Below are 19789 nucleotides of genomic sequence, written 5' to 3'. Positions count from 1 at the left end.
GCGTATAGTTAGATTATCTGGTCACTTGTGTCGTGCCTTGACCACAAGCAATTTTACCATTTTCATAGGTGGGTTCCGCTGGTTTAATTGTCCCGGGAAAATCAGCTTCGCACAATATGGACGTTGTAGTTCTTTCCTCTTTAGCAGCATTTGGCTCAAACTTTTTAGCAGGAACCAGAAAAACACCCCCGACATAACTTTTTATTTTTTTTTCCTTTGCTACTCCATAATTCAATGCTGCTTTCTTAGTGGCACGAATTGAATACTTGAAATGTGTTGTCTCTGTTTTAATGCCAAGTCCTAAAGCATCAACAGAACTGGAAAAAGCATTGTTTTCTGCCAAATAGGCTTGCTGACCTTTGTTCATCGAGCTAACATACAGTTTTGCTTCGGGAATCCTGCAGCGATGGCTAGTATTAAGAAATGATGGCAGAGCGATCGCACCAATTACTCCAATGCCCATTAACAGCAATAAGCATCCGCAACCTTTATAAGCTGAATTGCTAATACTTGATTCTTGATATTTGGTCATAATGTTGTTTCCTTAAATGGTATATAAAAGGCGAATTCAAGTCGGAAAACTAGAGCGTTTTCCTCGTTACAAGGCTCTTTATGGTAACGAGAAAAACGAGGAAATACTAATCCCTAAGCTCGCAGCTTTTGTACTTCTTTCCGCTCAATGGATGTCGGCTGAACAACTTTACTGCCGATCGCAAAATCGCGCAATTCCACTCTAGTAAACTTCACACCCCAAGGATCTGTCGTTGTATCCAACTCCTCGACTAAAGCATTATTGATTTCATTGCGAGCCGTGTAAAGTTCCTCCAGAGCTAATGTCGCAATGTGAGTCCGAATTGAAAGAATCAGCATATTTAACATCGCTTCCTTGAGATTCTGCACCTTGTAAGACGCTTTTTCTAAGTCAATTATTCGCCAGTACACAATAAATTCAACGGTGACGGCAACGCGATCGCGCGTCGTGCACTGTTGGGGTGGCAGGTTTAAAATTTGCTCGCGCAGAGTTTGTTTATAGGCGACTGTTTCCACAAAGGGAATCAAAAAAGTCAAACCAGGTTCGAGTTTCTTGCGATCGTACTTTCCGAAAATTTCAACTAAAGCCTCATCTCCTTGACGGACGATTTTGACACTGCTGGCTAAGGATACTCCGGTAATTGCAAACAACACCATCAAAAAATACTGATACATAGTGAATCTCCTGGTAAATAGTTGACAGTTGACAGTTGATACTAATTTCTTAGTCCGCGAAGGCGGAATTTGTTTGGCAAGAAGCGATTTCAATCGCCGAGTCATAAAAGAGCTAACTCAGATTTAGCCGTTGAGGTGAATTAATCTGTCAGGTACAACAATCAGCGTGTTTCCTTCGCGGCGCAAAACGTAAACTTTTTGTCGGGGTGCGATCGCCCCTTGGGAATCTTCATTGCGGGCTTTCCACGAAGCCCCTTCATAAATCACCATTCCGGTTTCTCCGGGGAAAATTTCGGAGATTGTTGTCGCTTCCGTTGCTTCGGGAATGACAAACTTTTTGCGAACAATGAAAATCGGTCGAATCCAGATACTCAGCGCGAGGGCTATCCCCATCCAGTAGAAGATTTGCCAGTCAAAATCTTCATACATTATGTTGGCCCAACTAAACTGAAATGCTACCGAACCTCTCCACAAAATAAATGATTCAATTAAAGCCGAAGCTCCCATCATTAGCAGGTAAAATCTGTATTTTTGGGGCTGAGTTTTGATGATTAATAGCTCGAACGCACTAAGCACAACTCCAAGCAGGAGCCAGAATAGCGGCGGGGTGAAGGCAAAAGCTGGTTGATTAGTGGCTGACGCCAGCGACCAAATTAGGATAGAATACACAATGCTTTTACCTCGTTTTGATGGGATTCAACCTTGTTATTTCTAATCTAATCAGGTGGCTATTTGAGTTGGCGACTGAGTTATTTGAAAAATCATCGACTTTTCATCGACTTTTCATCGACTTGAGGGGCGGTTGCCATTTATGATGGTTTCAGTGTTTTGATTGTGATAAGCAATGCCACGATCGCTAAGGGTGCGCGAAGAGTGCATTCGCGCAGTTAAATCCTGTCTCCTGAGAAATGGCTTTCCCAGTCAGAAAATTCTGGCTGAGGATTTAGGGATGGCCCAATCTACTGTCAGCCATTTTCTGAATGGCAAACCTGTGGATTATGCCAATTTCATCGAAATTTGTCGAGGATTGGGGCAGGAATGGCGCGATATAGCCGATTTTGAGGCGAATTCAGAGCCAGAGGAGGTAGTGCTGGTGAGGGCAAAAGTGGCGATCGTATTCGAGGGCTTTCCTTCGGATCGCTTCGCTAACGCCAACGCCCGATCGACCTCAAACACTACCCTTTCTCAGCAGTTACACCAAGCTTTGAGTGCGGGAGGCCACGAAGTCTTTTTTATTAACAACAGCAGCGACTCAGCCTCATATTTAAAGCGTTGCGATTATTTGCTGTTGCTGATTTCCCAAGAATCGGCCGCTAGCGAAATGATATTGGAACAAGTGCAGCTAGCCAAAGAATTGCACAATTCAACTGCTCATAAACCCGCAATCTTACCGATTTTACTTGAATTAAATATACCGCTTTCTTTTGATTTACTGAGCTATTTAGCAGGAATTCAGCCCTGGCTGTGGCGCGGTGTTGGCGACTCATTTAAGTTATTATCACAAATTTTAACCATTATCAAAGAAGGTCGCACATCGTTAACTGCCGACCATGAATTGGCTGTAGAATGGAAAGTAATTACTAGCACAAAACAGTCAATAATTCAACCCCTGCCAGCAGCGCAGCCAGAATTGCCGGGAGGACAAGTTGAAATAGCTTCTCGTTTTTATATCGATCGCCCTCCGATCGAATCCCGCTGTTACGAGACGATCGCCCAACCGGGAGCGCTAATCCGCATCAAAGCACCCAGACAAATGGGCAAAACTTCCTTGATGGCGAGGATTCTGCATCATGCAGAACAGCAAGGTTCTCGCACGGTAGCGCTGAGTTTTCAGCTAGCCAATAGGAAAATATTCGCTAATTCAGACACATTTTTGCAGTGGTTTTGTGCGAGCATCGGTCAAGAGTTAGGAATGCTGGAGCAGTTGCCCAAGTGTTGGGAATTAGCCGATTTGATTGGCAGCAATCAGTGCTGCAAGGCTTATTTTGAACAGTATTTGCTGTCAGAATCCTCAAAACCTCTAACGTTAGGCTTGGATGAGAGCGATCGCCTGTTTGAATCACCGGAAATTGCCGACGACTTTTTTGGCTTATTGCGAGCTTTACACGAAGAAGCAAAACGGCGAGACATTTGGAAAAAATTGCGTTTGATTGTGGTGCATTCGACCGAAGTTTACATCCCGCTGGATGTGAATAAATCGCCGTTTAATGTGGGGTTGCCCATTGATTTGCCAGAGTTTAATTCGCAGCAAGTGCAAGACTTAGCAGCCCGACACGGAATCAATTGGAGTGCTACAGAAGTGGCAGAAATGATGGCGCTAGTGGGAGGACATCCCTACTTAGTGCGGCTGGCTATGTATCGCATTGCCCGTCAAGATGTGACTTTAAATCAATTGCTGAAATCGGCGGCAACCGAGGCAGGAATTTACAGCGACCATTTGCGCCGACATTTGTGGAATTTAGAAAAATATCCAGAATTAATCGAGGCGATGAGAGAGGTTTCGAGTGTGTCAAAGCCAGTCCGATTAAGGCTAGAAGTGGCGTTTAAATTAAACAGTATGGGGTTGGTGAAACAGGAGGGCAATTATTGCAGTGCGAGATGCAATTTGTATGAGGAGTATTTTCGCGATCGCCTTGACTGCAAATAATCCATATTTACCCGATCGCCAAATCCACACTAACTACAAATTCGGGAAAAGCCAGCGGCGAAACTTCGTCGCCCCGCCAAAACCTCAGCATTAAACTGTAACCGTTAACCGTTGGCTGGCGGTAAACTTCCAAGCAGTTTTCCTGTAAATTGACAATCCATACTTCCTGAATTTGCGATCGGGCATAAATAGGAAGTTTCACATCTCTATCATAGTCTATGGAAGTGTCAGCTACTTCTATTAATAGTAAAACTTCCGATGGTAGGGGATGGGCGGTTGAATAGTAATCGGCGCGAGGTTGCAGCAATACTAAATCGGGTTGCGGTTCCGTGCGATCGCTCAACAGCACGGGGTTCTGCACGTCGAAAATAACCAAATTTTCTGGAATTTGGCTGCACAGTCTGGCTAAGCGCCTCACAGACGAAGCGTGACGAGTTCCAATTGCGGCCATTTGAACAAGTTCTCCTTCTATCAATTCTACGCGATCGCCCTCTGAAAGAATACCAGCTTTACCCATCAGATGGTATTCTTCTACGGTGAAAAGTCTTTTGAGCAACTGCACTGCCATAACTTACCGTTCCTCTAATTATTTCTTCGATTATAGTCACACGCCCTATTAAATGCCAGTGATGTCTAAAGTCGATGAGAAGTCGATGAAAAGTCAGTCGAGTTCTCAAATAGCCTGGTGATTTAATAGAGATAGAGTAGAAGCAAGGCACAATATGCGAGGTTTACATACCCCGCCGCACTCAGTGATATATTCAGTTTAACCTCAATGAGGCATTTACCTGAAACCTGAATATTGTCGCGCCTCTCCTCCAATAATTACTCGCTGGACAACTAATCGGCTAACACATTTGAAGAACAATCATGCAGCTTAATAAAAATCCTCAACTCGATGCCCTCGATAAAAAAGCGGAATCTTCAGAAAAAAATATTCTCCCTGACAAAAAACGTAAATCATGGGTAGGAACTTTACTGAGAATCACTTTTATTTATTTTCCTTTGGGTAGCATAATAGTTGGTGCGCTCGCGTTACCGAATCTGCTCTCTTGTGGCAATAAAGCGAAGCAGTCAGAAGCTAAACAATATGTTAGCTCAATGAACCGCGCTCAACAAGCTTATTTTGCCGAAAAAGGTGTTTTTGCAACTTCCCTTGATGCCCTCGATCTTGGCCTTAAGTCTCAAACAACCAACTACAATTATTCAGTAATTGCTGGTAAAAAAGCTGCATTTAGTTACGGCGTAGCCCGCACGGTACAAAAGGATACCAAGAGCGTTGTCGGAGCTGTTTTTTTAGTACCCGCTCCTCTTGCCAATGGTAAGAAAGCTGCCGATACAAGTACGATAATAACTATATTATGTATCGCAAAATCTGATAGTCCAACTCCACCTGCTGCACCAATAAATATTAACCGAAAATTAGCTTGCGGTGATGGGACAGTAGAAGTGAATAAGTAAATTGGAAGCAAAATTATGCCAGAAATTGTCAAAGGGTTCATCATCTTAGCTTGCATCTTCATTCCCCTCGAAAGAGTCTTATCCTTGCACAAGCAAAAGATATTCCGTCTCGGATGGGCAACCGATGCCACTTATTTTTTTACAGGTCACTTTATTGGCAGATCCGGGGCTATTGTTGTGACTGTAATTTTGTCGCTGATGACTAATCTACTCAACCAGGAATTGCAAAGCAAAGTAGCCTCTCAACCTGTCTGGTTGCAGTTGGCAGAAGCAGTTATCGTTTCAGATATGGCATATTATATTGTTCACAGACTACTGCATGAAGTACCCTGGCTTTGGCAATTTCATGCAGTCCATCATAGCATTGAACACATGGATTGGTTAGCAACAGTGCGGGTGCATCCCTGCGAGCAAGTTTTTACTCAGATTTGCAAAATTATGCCTCTTTACTGGTTGGGATTTACTAAGGAGAGTTTGGTAGTTTATGCTCTTTATTCGGCCGCCATCGCTTTCTTAATTCATTCTAATATTCAATTAAAATTTGGCATCCTAAAATGGTTTGTAGCAACCCCACAATTTCATCACTGGCATCACAGTAAAATTCCCGAAATCTACAACAAAAACTTTGCTGTTCAGTTGCCACTGTTAGATTTGCTATTTGGCACTATGTATATGCCAGCGAAAAAAATGCCTCATAAATATGGAATTTCTGATTCTATACCTGTTGGATATGTCGGACAAATATTCTTTCCATTTTCAAGGATCATGAAAAATGCTAGATAAAAATGCAAAACCAGGTATTAATCGCTATTCTCGGATTTTGCTGGTAATTATGGGTTTTGGCTTGACGAGTGTTGCTTCTGTGGGTGCAGTTGCCTTATTTCACCACATGGATATCCTAACTTTTATCGCCAGTTTAAATACGAAACAAGTAACTGTTGCCGAATTGCAGCAGGGTAAGTTGAAACCAGTGATTTTGATAGATGTGCGATCGCCCGAAGAATACGCCGAAGACCGCATCGGTGAAAGTCCCCTTGTTCCCATAATTGATATTGAGATGGGGTTCGGTGTCAAGCAGATTCAATCCATTGTAAAAGCTAGGGTTAAATCCGATCAACCTCAGCCAGTAATTGTACTTTATTGTGCCAGAGGAGGGCGATCGGTTAAAGCATACAAACAGTTGGAAAAAGTCGCTCGGTATTCCCAAGAATCGGGAGGAAATGAGACTAATAAGATTAAGGATATTAGCCTGAATGTTGTTGTCCTTTCAGGCGGTATCAAAGCGTGGCGGGAAGCAGTGCCTGCTGCAAAAGATGCCCAGATATTAGCCCCAATTACTTTACACAGCTTGATCGAGTCTCCCTCAGTCACCCTGCTTTCGGAATGAATCGGGGCAGTTGTGACCAAATTGATTTCTGTCAAATCTCTATCAATAGAAAGGTGTATAGTGCTGACAGATTAGCTATCTTCAAGAAAAGTAGCCATTATCCTCAGCAATCTGCAACGGTTGGCTGTTTGGGCAGGCAGCACAATAATTAGAGTTAGCATAACTTTATTCCATGCAAAACACCCTAGAGATACTTCCTTCTTCCGACTCGCCGAGTCTTCCCAAAAAGCAACCCGCACCCCCAAATTACGAAGCAGCCGATCGACAATTTGTCAATTTGCTAGAAGTCGAGGATTTAGACAAGACGGTGGCGACAAAACCGTTACTTGTCAGCGATTTTGAAAGCGCGATCGCCTACGCAATTCAAGCAGCTTACCAACAGGAACCGGGCGATGAGGCCGCTCACCGCTTTTTGCAGCGCGTACTTTACCGCGTCAACCGCCTCAACTTGTTTTGGTACGACGATTTGCGCCGCTACAACAACGAACGATCGCACTATTTGCGTTCTGTGCGCGATCGCATTGAGGAACCTTGGCAGCAGTGGGAACTGGCGCAAATCGACGTTGCAGCGCTGCAAAAATTGCCGGATGTCAAGCAAGCCCTGCGCGATCGCGCGGCCGCCGATGTCGATCCTCCGCTAACTGAGCTCGATCGCTACCAGCGGGAACAGATGACTGAAGAGGGATACAAACACCTGTTGGCGATCGCGTCTTTCGACGGTTTAGTGGAAGCCAGCCGCCTTTCTCGCATCCTCGGCGGTGCCGGCAACGAAATTCAGTGCACCCTGACGCGGGTGCTGATGGAAGAATACGGCGGTGGTCGCCTTCCCCGCAAGCATTCGACCTTTTTTGCCCAAATGCTGGCTGAATTTGGGATGAGTACAGAACCAGAAGCGTACTTCGATTTAGTGCCTTGGCAAGTGCTCGCAAGCATTAATCACAACTTCCTGCTGACGGAACGCAAGCGCCATTTTCTGCGCTACAACGGCGGACTCACTTATTTTGAGGTGGCGGGGCCCGTTGCTTACCGCAATTATCTAGCCGCCGCCCAGCGTTTGGGCCTCTCGCAAGCTGCGATGGGTTATTGGGAACTGCACATCAAAGAAGATGAGCGTCACGGCCGCTGGATGTTGGATGAAGTGGCGATCCCGCTGGTGGATAGATACCCGCACGAGGCTTGGGAGCTGGTGTTGGGGTACGATCAGGAGAAGTCGATCGGCGATCGGGCTGCGGCTGCTGTGGTGCGATCGATCCAAGCCACAGAGCACAATTAACAGCTATATCGTAGGGTGCGTCAGAGACTGATGCACCCTACGATATAGGACCGTTCTCAATAAGCCTTTGAGGAACAGGCTTTCCGGCCTGTTCCACAAAGAGTGTATTTCTTGTGGAACAGGCCGGAAAGCCTGTTGCTGACAATAGTGCAACATCTCAGGGGCACTCTACCAGCGCTGTATTTTAAAATGCTGTCATTAACTGAATTAGCTCGATCGACAAATCTCTTTGCGACTTTTGGTGCTTCTTAAACAAAACTCCAGCCAGCAGATAGATGTTTTCCGAATAAAAAGCCATTCCCTGTTTTCGCAGAGTGGCGATCGCGCTTTTCACTTTGGGTTCCGAACTATAATAGCCAAAAGTTAAAGGTGCAATTTCAAAATTCGCAACCGAGTAGCCTCGATCCAAGGCATAATCGATCAAACCCACAGGATTAGAATAGCTAGAAACCATCAGCAAAACTTCATCGCAGCCCAAAGATAAAAGTTTCTTAGCAATTGTCGAACCATCACTCCCGCCGTGCAACAGCGGCTGGTAAATCTTATCATCCACCGCCGGCAAGTAAGGCGGATTTGAGATGACACAATCCGCCGATTCGTATAAAGGCGAATCAAAAAAAGAGCCATTGTTGACAGTGTATTTTTCGATCAGTTGATATTCCTTAATTTGAGACTGAGCAATTTTCCAAGCTACATTATTTAGCTCAAATCCCTGTATTGTCCCATCAAAATCACTTCTCAGCAAAGACTTAATAACTGGACTTCCCTCTCCTGAACCAAACTCTACGATAAGTCGAGAATTGTCACTAGCATTTAACACTAAACTTTCCAAGCAGTGCGCGTAAAAATCCGATTCTTCCGGGCAGTGGAATACCTGTTTCAGAGGATGGGATGAAGTGAGCATAAATTCTGTAACAAAGTTGACTATTTTTAAAGTATCGAATAACTAATATCCCAGCCATCTGTCGCAAGAGCTATTTTATCAACTTGTGCAATCTCTCTCTTCCTGTTTTATCGGGTGCGAGCGAATAACTATTACTGCGGACAGATTATCAAATTAACTATATTAATCCGATTGACAGATTGCAATTATATAGCGATTGCTGGTGAGATAGTACCTAAACAAATGATGGTAAATTTTAATATTGTCAGATATGACCTTTTTTAATTATTCAGTTCCGCCTCTGCGCCGGAAACAGCTTAACATCGAGGTTCAAGATTTAGAAGGGCTTTGGCAGGTTCAGTTTCCCCTTGGCAAAGATCGATTTTATTCACAATTTTATACTTGTCTCGATCGAACTTGCTTGCTTTGGAGCTTGCTGTTAATACCCATCTTCGGCACAGCACAATTTTTTTCTGTGAGTTGGATGCTGCAAGCAGGTTTGTGGTCAGCGCTCAGCCTCGTAGGTACAGCAGCAATGGTAAGCATGACATATTCTTGGGTCAAAATAGAACGCCTGGCTTGGGTGCTTTACGGTTGGGTAATACTAATGTTATTAGGATTGCTGCTGACCGATTTAGCCATTTTTCTGCGTTGGGGAAAAGTGTTGGCGAATCTCTGTCCCCTGTGGTTGGGAATGAGCGGAATAGGGTATTTGGGGACTGGATTTGCCGTGCGATCGCGCGCGATTTTAGCAGCAAGTTTATTTCACCTGTTGGGGATTTTGATTTTGCCTTACACGGGCGGTTGGTCTTTCCTATTTACGGGAACCGTAATGGTATTTAGCTTGCTCGTTTTAGCCGAATTGCAATGGGATATGGGGCAACCGATTAACAGGCTGCATTAACTTCTGTACCACCGCGATTCCAACAGGTATCAACGTAAAGCATTAACCGCAAGTGATGAGTACATTGCTAATGACTGACGATCTCAGGCCCGCTAGAATAACGTCACTGCAATTGGTTGGTAGTGAGGATTCTTCGTTCTCATCAAAATTTGAGGAATGAAGCCCTCACTAAACAACGGATAGGGGTTATGTTAGCGGACACAATTTTACTGATGGCTGATAACTAATTGCCACCAGACTGTACAGATTTGCGGGTTTGGTTAGTATCGTCGCCCTTGTGATGCCACGTGCCACCTTCGCCTTGAACGTATTCAGATTTTACGCTGTTCCAAGCAACGCTAGTAGCACCATCGGCGCTCATTCCATCTTCACTAGCGCTCTTAAAAGCCGCCTGAAAAATTTGTTTCGCTCCTTGGGGCAGTCCTTGTGCTTCTGAAGGTAAGGTATCAAATTGTTGTTCTGGCATAATGACCTCTAATTATTAAACACAAATTAAATGTTATATACTAGAAGCCACTACTTTCCTCTCTCTAAAAGCAAGTTTTATACCGCAGTTTTCTCATTCTGAGGACAGATGTAATATTAAATTTATTCTGCTCCGAGAAGGCAATGAGATTGGCGTTGCTGGTTGGGCAGGATTTGGGTAATTTCCTTGCTCAAACAGCGATTAATCTGATTTCGGCTTTTTAACTTGCGAACTTAGAAAATAAGTCAGCGCAGCGATTATTAAAGCGATACCCGCTCCCAGGGGAAGGATGTTGGTTCCGCCGTTCCACCTAACTACCTCTGAGAGAAACAATACACTCAACACGACTACAATCACGCTGGTGAGTTTGGTTTTCAGGTCGTCGATGGTGTGAATTTCCAGCCAGTGTGGTACTTTGATGCGCTCGTCTATAAACAGCTCGTAAAGTCCGAGTGCAGTAATGTAAAATACTGTGGCGAGGAGAAACAAATCTACAACTTCGATGCCAGACAGAATCAGTTGTTTGGAGTTTTCGCTGGAAACCGGTACTGTAACTGTGTGGCCGATGGTAATGACGGTTTCCAGGGCACCGTAGATCAAAAGCGTCACAGACGTTGTAAAAGAACCGAATACAGCGATTAACATTAGATAGCGACTTCTGGCAAGAATTCGATGCAGCATAGTTGATCTCTCGTTGGAAAATTTGTTAGAGAACAAGCGCTCTCTGGCATACCTGTGGCTTTACTATATCAGAGTTTGCCCGATCGCACTTACAAGCAATTCTGCCGAGTGTAGCCGCTGGTTAATTTCATGTCGCGCGACCACAACTCGCATAGCCCTCAGTTCGCCTTCGTGTTCGAGACAACTCCAATCCCAGTCACAAGCCTTGCTGTTGCGGGGTAGCAGGCGCTTTTGCGACTTGGAGCGGTCGCTGGCGCGTTTTGAGATAATTTAGTTTCCTGGGAAAGAAAGTTTGAGGGGTATTCTGCCAGTGCCCAAATTGTCAGCCGCAAGTTAATAAAAAATAGCGCTCAAAAAAAATTAAACTAACTCATCTGGCGGAGTGCTAAACCAAAATTGACGGTGAGAAAATCAACAATTTCTGCCTCAAAGCACCTGCATCCGGGGAAAATTCATAGGAAGAAGCGGGTCCTTGTCTGAGAAAGCCAGTTAATTCGTATATGTCTCGTTACTCCACCCAAAATTTTTCATATCAACCTGGTTTCTCTACCCCGCACACAAAATTTGATTAAGCTAGTCTGTCGCTCAATCAAATTTCATCCACCACCTGAAATAAAAAGCCATTTTGTCAAATATTCCTAAAGATGAATGGCGAACTTGAAGCATACGTAATAGCTTATAAACTGTTAACGCGGCGGTGTAATTAATCAGGGAAAAATCATCAAGGAAACGGGACTAAATTTGCTCCCTTACCTTCATTATTCCGCAGCGAAGGTTAGAAAATTTGCACGTTACGCTGTCAATTTGACCCTGCATTTTTGGCATCACAAGCGATCGCAAGACTCTACGTAAAAGCAAGCATTACCATGAAATCTTCTAAATTGTTGAAAACTGTTTTAGCAAGCGCTTGTACTTTAGGTTTAGCAACTGTTTCCTTCGCAGTGCCTGCTTCTGCCCAGTCGGGCGGTGCTGGAGGTGCAGGCGGGGGTACAGGCGGTAGCGTCGGCAGTGGCACAAGCGGTACGACGGGCACAAGCGGTACGACCGGTACGGGTACAAGCGGTACGACTGGCACCGGTACAAGCGGTACAAGTGGTACGACTGGCACCGGTACAAGCGGTACAAGTGGTACGACTGGCACCGGTACAAGCGGTACAAGCGGTACGACTGGCACCGGTACAAGTGGTACAAGCGGTACAAGCGGTACGACTGGCACCGATACAAGCGGTACGACTGGCATCGGTACAAGCGGTACAAGCGGTACGACTGGCACCGGTACAAGCGGTACAAGCGGTACGACTGGCACCGGTACAAGCGGTACGACTGGTACGACGGGTACAACGGGTACAAGCGATACGACTGGTACGGGTACAAGCGGTACAAGCGGTACAACTGGTACGGGTACAAGCGGTACAAGCGGTACGGGTACAAGCGGTACAACTGGTACGGGTACAAGCGGTACGACTGGTACGACGGGTACAAGCGGTACAACCGATACGACTGGTACGGGTACAACCGATACGACTGGTACGGGTACAACCGATACGACTGGTACGGGTACAAGCGGTACAACCGGTACGAGTGGCACCGGCACAACCGGTACAACCGGTACGAGTGGCACCGGCACAACCGGTACAACCGGTACCACATCGACTTCGGCTGATACTAATTCAGGAGTTTTGAGTGATCGGCGCGATAGCCCCAACAATTTCGGGTGGCTGGGTGCCCTGGGTGCGTTTGGTTTGATCAACTTGTTTAGGAAAGGCAGTACACCCTCCCATCGGTAGTTTCGGGCGATTCCCTACGGGATAGCTTCGCTTCACGTACTTTTGAAAACAACTTAGAGGCTTAGAAAGTCATGACTTCACTCAATCGCAAAAGTTTGTTCAAAAATTTGGTAACAGTTGCCGGAATTGCCGGCGTTAGTTCCTTGATAGCTGTGCCGGGATTCGCAGAATTAAACCGCCAGACTCACGGCTTCAACCAGTCGAGCGATCGGGTTTTTGAGCTTGCTGATAGCGACTTAAACGATCCTAATTCTCCGGGACCTCCTGCTACAGATAGAAACAACAACAACAATCCTGGCGGTTCTCCCAACACTCCAAATACCCCCACCAACAACACTCCCGGCCGTTCTCCAAATAGCCCCATCAACAACACTCCCGGCCGTTCTCCCAGCACTCCAACAAGTGGCGAAACTTCGCCTAATTCTCTCAGCAGCAGAGACAGAACTTTTGCCATGCAAGCAGGTCAACTTGGTATGCTGGAAGTGGAACTCGGCAGATTGGCAGTGCAGCGCGGTTCGAGTGCTGGTGTGAAACAATACGGCCAAGAAATGGTAGAGGAACACACTCAGGCAAATCAAGAGCTGATGCAGTTAGTAATGCAAAAGCAGGTTGAATTGCCAACCGAGATGAGCAGCCAGAACAAAGCTTTGATGGATCGACTTTCGGGACTCTCCGGTACAAGTTTTGACACTGCTTACAAGCAGGCTATGATTGAGAGCCACAATCAGGCTATTGCTCTGTTTCAGGCTCAATCTCAACAGGGACAAGATCCCGACTTGAAGGCTTGGGCCACCCAGAAGTTGCCGAACCTTCAGGCGCACTTGCAAATGGTTAACCAAATGTTGGCAGATACCAGCCAGCCCCAATAGGAGGTAGAGGAGGTAGAGTCCGATCGGGTTTTATGCGATCGCACTCTACCTTTGCCAATCTGATACTTAGCCTAAATTAATCATTTTTTTTACAGACAGGCGATCGTAATTTCACCGCAGAATTATTCAAACAACACCAAGTTAATTAGTCCTCAGTGTCCACAAAAACACTCACAGCCGCCACAGCGATTAGCATTTCGTCATTTTTATCCTTCAGAGAGGCGATCGCCCTTCCTGGCACAATCATGCCTCCTTGCTCCACAATCAGAGTTTTGCTGCCGAAAGGGAGTACCGCCAACACCTCCTGTTCCCGCACTTGTTCCGGGTAAGGAACAGCCACCTTAACCTCAACAATCATCTGATTGGGGTCAGTCAAACCCGCCACTTCCCAGACGCCCAGCAAAGCATTGTGGGCGATCGCATTCCGTACAGCCCTTGCACAGGCTACAGTCGGTTCCTGCCCGTGCTGGTCTATACCCATCCCCATTTCAATGATGAAACATTTACGTGCCATAGTTGCCCCTGGGTTGATTTTTCTTTTTAGTCATTAGCGAAGCCCTCGAAGAGGAGCGCACTTTTATCCAAAACAATTATCAACCAAAATCACCGCATTTTATATTATTTTATCGCACCCTCCAATAACACACTAATCATCTTCTCATTCAATAAAAAAATGTTACTTTTGACAACCTCCAAACTGATACCAAATCAGTCATTTAAAATCTAAGATTTAAAATCTAAAATATAAAAGGGTATAACTTATGGTAATATAACCAAATTCAGCTTTCCTAGCGGACTGCAAAACTCATCGCCAGCTTGAATCATGGATAGTTTTCTACCAATTGCCTACTTTCAAAACCAATTTCTCCCCTTTACCGACGCCAAAATTTCCATAGCCACCCACGCACTGCACTATGGAACCGGAGTTTTAGGCGGGTTGCGGGGAATCCCAGACCCCGAAAATGCCGATCGAATATTGCTATTTAGATTAGACCGCCACTGTCAAAGATTAAGTCAAAGTGCTAGCTTCCTTCACTGCGATTTACCCGCCAGCAAAATCCAACAAATAATCATTGATTTTGTTCAGAAAAACCAACCAACAAAATCATTTTATATCCGCCCTTTTATCTACACATCAAGTTTAGGAATTGCCCCGCGACTGCACAACGTAGAAACCGACTTTTTTGTCTACGGATTAGAACTTTCAGACTATTTACCCAAAGAAGGAGTCAACTGTAGAATTAGCTCTTGGTACCGCCAAGAAGACCGCAGTTTGCCCTTAAGAGGTAAAATTAGTGGCGCTTACATCACCTCAGCTTTAGCTAAAACAGAAGCAGTACAATCCGGCTTCGACGAAGCGATCATGATGAATTCTCAAGGAAAAGTCAGCGAAGCTTCAGGGATGAACATATTTGTCGCCAGAAACGGTAAATTAGTTACTCCCGGTTTCGAGCAAGATATTCTCGAAGGAATTACCAGAGACAGCGTTATAACTATCGCTAGAGACTTAGGAATTGAAGTCACAGAAAGACCAGTTGATAAATCAGAATTGTTGATTGCAGACGAGATTTTTCTCTGCGGAACCGCAGCAAAAATTACCCCTATTAAGCGAGTGGAAAACTATCACTTGCCCAAAAATCGACCCATCACCGAAAAGATTTTGGACAAACTGACGGAGATTATCGAAAATCGCGACAGCAATTATAAAGAATGGGTATTTCCGATTAATCTTAATTAACCGAAAATACCTGTGCTCGTAAAAGCGACTTCACTCAGATTGTAGGGTGCGCAGTGCGCACCTTACCCCATAGATAGTGCAAAAATACTCGTTTGTATCATTCGGCTGTAACTGAAATGTTGCACCATTTTAAATAAGCCTTTTATGGGAGGACAGGATGCCCACCCCACAACAAATTCACTTTTTGTGGAACAGGCCGGAAAGCCTGTTATTGAGAATGGCGAAGATGTAAGATGTAACCGGATTTGATATTACTTACCCCCACAAAACAGCCGCGTGATGGCGAATGTGTTCCTCCATAAAACTCGCTATAAAATAATAGCTATGATCGTAACCTTCCTGCATCCTTAAAGTTAGTGGCTGTCCCGCTTTTGCACAAGCCTCGGCGAACACTTCCGGCAACAACTGCCCGTCAGCCAGATACGAATCAGCAGTGCCGCAGTCAATCAGAATCGGACGGTTGTATTGCGCCTCAAGCACCAACTCGCTAGCATCCCAAGCTTTCCACATCTCTTTGTCGCCACCTAGGTAGTGTCCGAATATTTTTTGCCCCCAAGGGCAGCGCATTGGCGCGGAAATAGGCGCAAAAGCTGAAACAGAAAGATAGCGAGAGCCATTTTTTAAAGCGCAAATTAAAGCCCCGTGTCCGCCCATCGAATGACCGAAAATTCCCTGTTTTTCGGGTATCGCTGGAAAATTTTCGGCGATTAAATTCGGCAATTCATCAACCACATAACTGTACATCCGATAGTGAGAATTCCAAGGTGAGGCTGTCGCATCAACATAAAAACCCGCACCACTTCCTAAATCCCAATCGTCATCTTCGCCAGAGATGCCCGTATTGCGCGGGCTAGTGTCGGGCGCAACCAGCATTAACCCGTATTTTGCCGCCAATTGTTGCGCCCCCGCTTTTGCCATAAAGTTTTCTTCCGTGGAGGTTAAACCTGATAGAAAATACAAAACTGGTACGGGTTGAGATAAAGCTTGCGGCGGCTGGTAAACAGCGAATTTCATCTCGCTGTTGCAAGCTGAGGATTGATGGCTGTAAAAGCCTAGTTTGCCATCAAAAATTTTATGTTCTTTGTGCAGCTTTATGGATTCTGATATCATATTAATTCTTTTTCATTTGTGAATTAGATTTTTTTATTAACCGCAGAGGGCGCAGAGGGCGCAGAGGGAAAGAGAAGAGAGAAGTTATTTAAGGTGCATCCGTGCACGTTACGGCTCTAAGTAGCGTGTAAAACCACTTTTTCCGTAATTCCTGTCTTCCTTATTCCCTCTTCCTCCTTCCTTCAACAACTCAAAATGTCAACACTGTGCGAATTACTTCGCCTTTGTGCATTAAATCAAAGGCTTCATTGATCTTCTCGATCGGCATTACCTGAGTTACCAGACTGTCAATATCAATTTTACCGTCCATGTACCAATCAACAATCTTAGGAACATCAGTTCTGCCTTTCGCCCCGCCAAAAGCCGTCCCTTTCCAAACCCTACCAGTTACTAGCTGAAACGGGCGGGTACTAATTTCTTGACCGGCTCCCGCTACCCCGACAATTACGCTCACACCCCAACCTTTGTGGCAGCATTCCAAAGCTTGGCGCATCACATTAATGTTGCCGATACATTCAAAACTGTAATCAGCTCCGCCTTTGGTTAAATCTACTAAATAAGGCACTAACTCACCTTCCACTTCGCGGGGATTGACAAAGTGAGTCATGCCAAATTTTTCCGCCATCTCTCGCTTGTTGGGGTTCAAGTCTACGCCGACAATCATGTTAGCTCCCACCATACGAGCTGCTTGAATTACATTCAAACCCACGCCGCCTAAACCGAAAACTACCACATTAGAACCCGGTTCTACTTTCGCCGTATTGATGACAGCGCCGATGCCAGTTGTTACGCCGCAGCCGATTAAACAAACTTTATCCAAAGGAGCATCTTCGCGAATTTTTGCTACTGCAATTTCTGGCAATACTGTATAATTGGCGAAGGTAGAAGTTCCCATGTAATGGTAAAGTTTCTGCCCGTCTATGGAAAACCTGCTCGTGCCGTCGGGCATGACTCCCTGACCTTGAGTGATGCGAATGGCTTGACAGAGATTCGTTTTGCCACTCAAACAATATTCGCAGTTCCGACATTCGGGAGTGTAGAGAGGAATTACCCGATCGCCCACTTTGACACTCGTGACTCCCGGCCCAACTTCTGCGACAATCCCGGCTCCCTCGTGGCCTAAAATAGCCGGAAACAAACCTTCAGGATCGGCACCGGAAAGAGTGTAAGCATCAGTGTGACAAACACCTGTGGCTTTTATTTCCACCAGCACCTCTCCAGCCTGCGGCCCCTCCAGATCCACCGTTTCAATGCTCAAAGGTTGGCCGGCACTGCGAGCAACTGCTGCTTTTACTTTCATCCTTTCTCCCTGCGCTCTATTTGTCAATTCACCAGTCAATATGTATTGTATTACTTAATGTCAAACTTGGAGCAAATCTATGACAAAATTAATTGTAATTACCGGAGTTAGTCGCGGTCTAGGTCTTGCCATGACCGAAAAGTTTATTGAATTGGGACATACAGTTGTGGGATGCGCCCGTTCTTCGCAAGCGGTGGAAAAACTCCAACAAAAATATAGTGCGCCCCACCATTTTACTTGTTTGGATGTCACCAAAGACGATCGAGTTAAAGCTTGGGCAACAGAAATACTGGTCAAAAAAGAGCCGCCAGATTTGCTAATTAATAATGCAGGTGTAGCTAATCATCTCGCCCCTCTTTGGAATGTCAGTGACGAAGAATTTTCCCAGGTAATTGATGTTAATATTAAAGGTACAGCTAATGTAATTCGTCACTTTGTCCCGGCAATGATTGCTCGAAAAAGCGGCATAATTGTCAACTTGAGTTCTGGTTGGGGAAGGTCAACTTCGCCGGAAGTCGCGCCCTATTGCGCTTCCAAGTGGGCAATAGAAGGACTTACGCGATCGCTCGCTCAAGAATTGCCCGCAGGTATGGCAGCAGTTCCTTTGAATCCGGGGATAATTCACACGGATATGCTGGACATTTGTTTCGGCGAAGATGCAGCAAGTTACACATCAGCCAAAGCCTGGGTGCAAAAAGCAGTTCCTTTTTTACTCAAGTTAAAACCTTCCGATAACGGAATGCCGCTGACTGTTCCTGGATAATACAGCAACCCTTGCAGGATTTACGCACATCTCTGTTTTCTTTTCCTCTGCGCTCTCTGAGTTTTCTGCGGTTCATTAAAAAATTCAAAAATGAAATAAAATTGCTATATTCCCAAATCAAAACTCTTTCCCCAAATAGCCACTGTGAACTTGCCGCTAACATCCCCCTCGCAAACCGAAACTCGCAAAGCAGAGCACCTGCGGATTTGTCTCGAAGAAGACGTACAATTTCGCGAAACTACCAGCGGCCTAGAACGCTACCGTTTTGAACACTGCTGTTTGCCAGAACTCGATCGCACTGAAATTGATTTAACCTCCACATTTCTCGGCAAAAAACTAGCCGTTCCCCTGCTCATTTCCTCGATGACCGGTGGCACAGAATTAGCTCAGACAATCAATTATCGCCTCGCCGATGTCGCTCAAGAATACAAACTAGCAATGGGAGTCGGTTCCCAGCGAATTGTTGTAGAAAATCCTCAACTAGTTCCTACATTTGCCGTCCGTCGCCGCGCTCCCGATATTCTGCTATTTGCCAACATCGGAGCAGTTCAATTAAACTATAATTACGGTTTGGAAGAGTGCCAAAAAATTGTTGATATTCTCGAAGCAGATGCTCTAATTTTGCACCTCAATCCGCTGCAAGAGTGCGTTCAAACCGAAGGTGATACTAACTTTAAAGGACTGCTAGATAAAATTGCCAAATTATGCGATAAATTACCAGTACCAGTTATTGCGAAAGAAGTCGGCAACGGTATTTCAGGAAAAATGGCAAAGAAATTGCTCGCTGCGGGGGTAGGTGCGATCGACATTGCCGGGGCAGGAGGCACTTCTTGGGCGAAAATAGAAGGAGAGCGAGCTAAAGATGGCAAGCAGCGCAGGTTGGGCGCAACCTTTGCCGACTGGGGAATACCGACAGCCGAGTGCATTGTCAGCACCCGCGCCGCAGCGCCGGATGTTCCTTTGATTGCTTCTGGAGGCTTGCAGAATGGGCTGGATGCAGCGAAGGCTCTCGCTCTTGGCGCGGATATTGCAGGACTGGCGCGGCCATTTCTGCAAGCTGCAGCGGAATCGGAATCAGCCACAGCCCTTCTAGCTGAGGTGTTAATTGCAGAAATCGCTACCGTGATGTTCTGTACGGGATGCGCTAGCTTGGATGAGTTAAAACATTCTGGGGTTTTGGAAAGGTTAAGATAAAAGTGAGTCAGCAGTCAGTTGACAGTTGAGAGTTGACAGCTTGTCAGCCAGCGACTTGTCCGAAGAGCGTAGCAGAAGCAAGTCGAAGGGTTGTCAATTGTCATAAGAGCTTTTGCCTGA

At 45.5% G+C, this 19789-nt stretch carries 21 protein-coding genes; 11 read left to right on the top strand and 10 right to left on the bottom strand.

Going from position 1 to position 19789, the window contains the following annotated elements; all coding sequences use genetic code 11:
- Positions 1–13: 13 nt before the first annotated feature.
- From QUA53_RS04650 to QUA53_RS04640, 3 genes are all read right to left on the bottom strand, one after another.
- Positions 14–532 carry a type IV pilin-like G/H family protein gene (locus QUA53_RS04650; RefSeq protein WP_333094676.1) on the bottom strand — a complete coding sequence of 173 codons (519 nt, stop codon included), beginning with the start codon at positions 530–532 and terminating at the stop codon, positions 14–16.
- 113 nt (positions 533–645) lie between these two features.
- Entirely contained in the window at positions 646–1206 is a 561-nt protein-coding gene (locus tag QUA53_RS04645) for an SPFH domain-containing protein (RefSeq protein ID WP_333094675.1), read from the bottom strand.
- Between the two features lie 123 nt (positions 1207–1329).
- A complete protein-coding gene (locus tag QUA53_RS04640; RefSeq protein ID WP_333094674.1) occupies positions 1330–1875 on the bottom strand; it encodes an NfeD family protein in 546 nt (181 codons plus the stop codon).
- 175 nt (positions 1876–2050) lie between these two features.
- Here QUA53_RS04640 and QUA53_RS04635 point away from each other — a divergent pair, with 175 nt between their 5' ends.
- Entirely contained in the window at positions 2051–3853 is a 1803-nt protein-coding gene (locus QUA53_RS04635; RefSeq protein ID WP_333094673.1) for an AAA-like domain-containing protein, read from the top strand.
- Between the two features lie 7 nt (positions 3854–3860).
- On the opposite strand, the gene QUA53_RS04630 is transcribed toward QUA53_RS04635, so the two are convergent.
- On the bottom strand, positions 3861–4421 hold the full coding sequence (locus tag QUA53_RS04630) for a Uma2 family endonuclease (RefSeq protein ID WP_333094672.1): 561 nt from the start codon (positions 4419–4421) through the stop codon (positions 3861–3863).
- A 302-nt stretch (positions 4422–4723) separates the two neighbouring features.
- On the opposite strand from QUA53_RS04630, the gene QUA53_RS04625 reads away from it, so the two are divergent.
- The 4 genes from QUA53_RS04625 to QUA53_RS04610 all read left to right on the top strand — a co-directional run bounded on the left by QUA53_RS04625 (position 4724) and on the right by QUA53_RS04610 (position 7974).
- The gene (locus QUA53_RS04625; RefSeq protein ID WP_333094671.1) at positions 4724–5314 is read left to right on the top strand and encodes a type IV pilin-like G/H family protein; all 591 of its coding nucleotides are present in this window, start codon (positions 4724–4726) and stop codon (positions 5312–5314) included.
- 15 nt (positions 5315–5329) lie between these two features.
- Positions 5330–6097, top strand: a complete 768-nt coding sequence (locus QUA53_RS04620; RefSeq protein WP_333094670.1) for a sterol desaturase family protein — start codon at positions 5330–5332, stop codon at positions 6095–6097.
- A complete protein-coding gene (locus QUA53_RS04615; RefSeq protein WP_333094669.1) occupies positions 6087–6701 on the top strand; it encodes a rhodanese-like domain-containing protein in 615 nt (204 codons plus the stop codon). The genes QUA53_RS04620 and QUA53_RS04615 overlap by 11 nt, the downstream gene beginning before the upstream one ends.
- Before the next feature lie 172 nt (positions 6702–6873).
- Positions 6874–7974, top strand: coding sequence for an iron-containing redox enzyme family protein (locus tag QUA53_RS04610; RefSeq protein ID WP_333094668.1), 1101 nt, complete (start codon positions 6874–6876; stop codon positions 7972–7974).
- A 184-nt stretch (positions 7975–8158) separates the two neighbouring features.
- On the opposite strand, the gene QUA53_RS04605 is transcribed toward QUA53_RS04610, so the two are convergent.
- Entirely contained in the window at positions 8159–8878 is a 720-nt protein-coding gene (locus QUA53_RS04605) for an SAM-dependent methyltransferase (protein ID WP_333094667.1), read from the bottom strand.
- A gap of 250 nt (positions 8879–9128) precedes the next feature.
- Here QUA53_RS04605 and QUA53_RS04600 point away from each other — a divergent pair, with 250 nt between their 5' ends.
- A complete protein-coding gene (locus QUA53_RS04600) occupies positions 9129–9761 on the top strand; it encodes a hypothetical protein (RefSeq protein ID WP_333094666.1) in 633 nt (210 codons plus the stop codon).
- A gap of 223 nt (positions 9762–9984) precedes the next feature.
- Here the strand turns inward: QUA53_RS04600 and QUA53_RS04595 are convergent, their stop codons facing one another.
- Both QUA53_RS04595 and QUA53_RS04590 read right to left on the bottom strand, forming a co-directional pair.
- Entirely contained in the window at positions 9985–10227 is a 243-nt protein-coding gene (locus tag QUA53_RS04595; RefSeq protein WP_333094665.1) for a ChaB family protein, read from the bottom strand.
- 201 nt (positions 10228–10428) lie between these two features.
- A complete protein-coding gene (locus QUA53_RS04590; RefSeq protein ID WP_333094664.1) occupies positions 10429–10908 on the bottom strand; it encodes a YqhA family protein in 480 nt (159 codons plus the stop codon).
- 866 nt (positions 10909–11774) lie between these two features.
- Here QUA53_RS04590 and QUA53_RS04585 point away from each other — a divergent pair.
- Both QUA53_RS04585 and QUA53_RS04580 read left to right on the top strand, forming a co-directional pair.
- Positions 11775–12695, top strand: a complete 921-nt coding sequence (locus tag QUA53_RS04585; RefSeq protein WP_333094663.1) for a hypothetical protein — start codon at positions 11775–11777, stop codon at positions 12693–12695.
- Between the two features lie 71 nt (positions 12696–12766).
- On the top strand, positions 12767–13564 hold the full coding sequence (locus QUA53_RS04580; RefSeq protein ID WP_333094662.1) for a DUF4142 domain-containing protein: 798 nt from the start codon (positions 12767–12769) through the stop codon (positions 13562–13564).
- Positions 13565–13709: 145 nt separating this feature from the next.
- Here the strand turns inward: QUA53_RS04580 and QUA53_RS04575 are convergent, their stop codons facing one another.
- Positions 13710–14078 (bottom strand): Lin0512 family protein, encoded by a 369-nt coding sequence (locus tag QUA53_RS04575; protein WP_333094661.1) that lies wholly within the window; start codon positions 14076–14078, stop codon positions 13710–13712.
- A gap of 309 nt (positions 14079–14387) precedes the next feature.
- On the opposite strand from QUA53_RS04575, the gene QUA53_RS04570 reads away from it, so the two are divergent.
- Positions 14388–15302, top strand: coding sequence for a branched-chain amino acid transaminase (locus QUA53_RS04570; protein ID WP_333094660.1), 915 nt, complete (start codon positions 14388–14390; stop codon positions 15300–15302).
- A gap of 255 nt (positions 15303–15557) precedes the next feature.
- Here the strand turns inward: QUA53_RS04570 and fghA are convergent, their stop codons facing one another.
- Together fghA and QUA53_RS04560 are read right to left on the bottom strand one after the other, a co-directional pair.
- The gene (fghA, locus tag QUA53_RS04565) at positions 15558–16412 is read right to left on the bottom strand and encodes an S-formylglutathione hydrolase (RefSeq protein ID WP_333094659.1); all 855 of its coding nucleotides are present in this window, start codon (positions 16410–16412) and stop codon (positions 15558–15560) included.
- 190 nt (positions 16413–16602) lie between these two features.
- Entirely contained in the window at positions 16603–17712 is a 1110-nt protein-coding gene (locus tag QUA53_RS04560; RefSeq protein ID WP_333094658.1) for an S-(hydroxymethyl)glutathione dehydrogenase/class III alcohol dehydrogenase, read from the bottom strand.
- Between the two features lie 79 nt (positions 17713–17791).
- Between QUA53_RS04560 and QUA53_RS04555 the strand changes: the two genes are divergently transcribed.
- Both QUA53_RS04555 and fni read left to right on the top strand, forming a co-directional pair.
- Positions 17792–18475, top strand: coding sequence for an SDR family NAD(P)-dependent oxidoreductase (locus tag QUA53_RS04555; RefSeq protein ID WP_333094657.1), 684 nt, complete (start codon positions 17792–17794; stop codon positions 18473–18475).
- Positions 18476–18619: 144 nt separating this feature from the next.
- Positions 18620–19669 carry a type 2 isopentenyl-diphosphate Delta-isomerase gene (gene fni / locus QUA53_RS04550; protein ID WP_333094656.1) on the top strand — a complete coding sequence of 350 codons (1050 nt, stop codon included), beginning with the start codon at positions 18620–18622 and terminating at the stop codon, positions 19667–19669.
- Positions 19670–19789: the final 120 nt, after the last annotated feature.

Origin of the sequence: Microcoleus sp. Pol12B3, assembly GCF_036701355.1 — a bacterium.
GTDB lineage: Bacteria > Cyanobacteriota > Cyanobacteriia > Cyanobacteriales > Microcoleaceae > Microcoleus.
This window is presented reverse-complemented; position numbering and strand designations above follow the sequence as displayed.

Bases quoted from the DNA above. Each gene is read 5' to 3' on its own strand.
- QUA53_RS04650 (WP_333094676.1), bottom strand. From the start codon at position 532: ATGACCAAATATCAAGAATCAAGTATTAGCAATTCAGCTTATAAAGGT.
- QUA53_RS04645 (WP_333094675.1), bottom strand. From the start codon at position 1,206: ATGTATCAGTATTTTTTGATGGTGTTGTTTGCAATTACCGGAGTATCC.
- QUA53_RS04635 (WP_333094673.1), top strand. From the start codon at position 2,051: ATGCCACGATCGCTAAGGGTGCGCGAAGAGTGCATTCGCGCAGTTAAA.
- QUA53_RS04630 (WP_333094672.1), bottom strand. From the start codon at position 4,421: ATGGCAGTGCAGTTGCTCAAAAGACTTTTCACCGTAGAAGAATACCAT.
- QUA53_RS04625 (WP_333094671.1), top strand. From the start codon at position 4,724: ATGCAGCTTAATAAAAATCCTCAACTCGATGCCCTCGATAAAAAAGCG.
- QUA53_RS04620 (WP_333094670.1), top strand. From the start codon at position 5,330: ATGCCAGAAATTGTCAAAGGGTTCATCATCTTAGCTTGCATCTTCATT.
- QUA53_RS04615 (WP_333094669.1), top strand. From the start codon at position 6,087: ATGCTAGATAAAAATGCAAAACCAGGTATTAATCGCTATTCTCGGATT.
- QUA53_RS04610 (WP_333094668.1), top strand. From the start codon at position 6,874: ATGCAAAACACCCTAGAGATACTTCCTTCTTCCGACTCGCCGAGTCTT.
- QUA53_RS04605 (WP_333094667.1), bottom strand. From the start codon at position 8,878: ATGCTCACTTCATCCCATCCTCTGAAACAGGTATTCCACTGCCCGGAA.
- QUA53_RS04600 (WP_333094666.1), top strand. From the start codon at position 9,129: ATGACCTTTTTTAATTATTCAGTTCCGCCTCTGCGCCGGAAACAGCTT.
- QUA53_RS04595 (WP_333094665.1), bottom strand. From the start codon at position 10,227: ATGCCAGAACAACAATTTGATACCTTACCTTCAGAAGCACAAGGACTG.
- QUA53_RS04590 (WP_333094664.1), bottom strand. From the start codon at position 10,908: ATGCTGCATCGAATTCTTGCCAGAAGTCGCTATCTAATGTTAATCGCT.
- QUA53_RS04585 (WP_333094663.1), top strand. From the start codon at position 11,775: ATGAAATCTTCTAAATTGTTGAAAACTGTTTTAGCAAGCGCTTGTACT.
- QUA53_RS04580 (WP_333094662.1), top strand. From the start codon at position 12,767: ATGACTTCACTCAATCGCAAAAGTTTGTTCAAAAATTTGGTAACAGTT.
- QUA53_RS04575 (WP_333094661.1), bottom strand. From the start codon at position 14,078: ATGGCACGTAAATGTTTCATCATTGAAATGGGGATGGGTATAGACCAG.
- QUA53_RS04570 (WP_333094660.1), top strand. From the start codon at position 14,388: ATGGATAGTTTTCTACCAATTGCCTACTTTCAAAACCAATTTCTCCCC.
- fghA (WP_333094659.1), bottom strand. From the start codon at position 16,412: ATGATATCAGAATCCATAAAGCTGCACAAAGAACATAAAATTTTTGAT.
- QUA53_RS04560 (WP_333094658.1), bottom strand. From the start codon at position 17,712: ATGAAAGTAAAAGCAGCAGTTGCTCGCAGTGCCGGCCAACCTTTGAGC.
- QUA53_RS04555 (WP_333094657.1), top strand. From the start codon at position 17,792: ATGACAAAATTAATTGTAATTACCGGAGTTAGTCGCGGTCTAGGTCTT.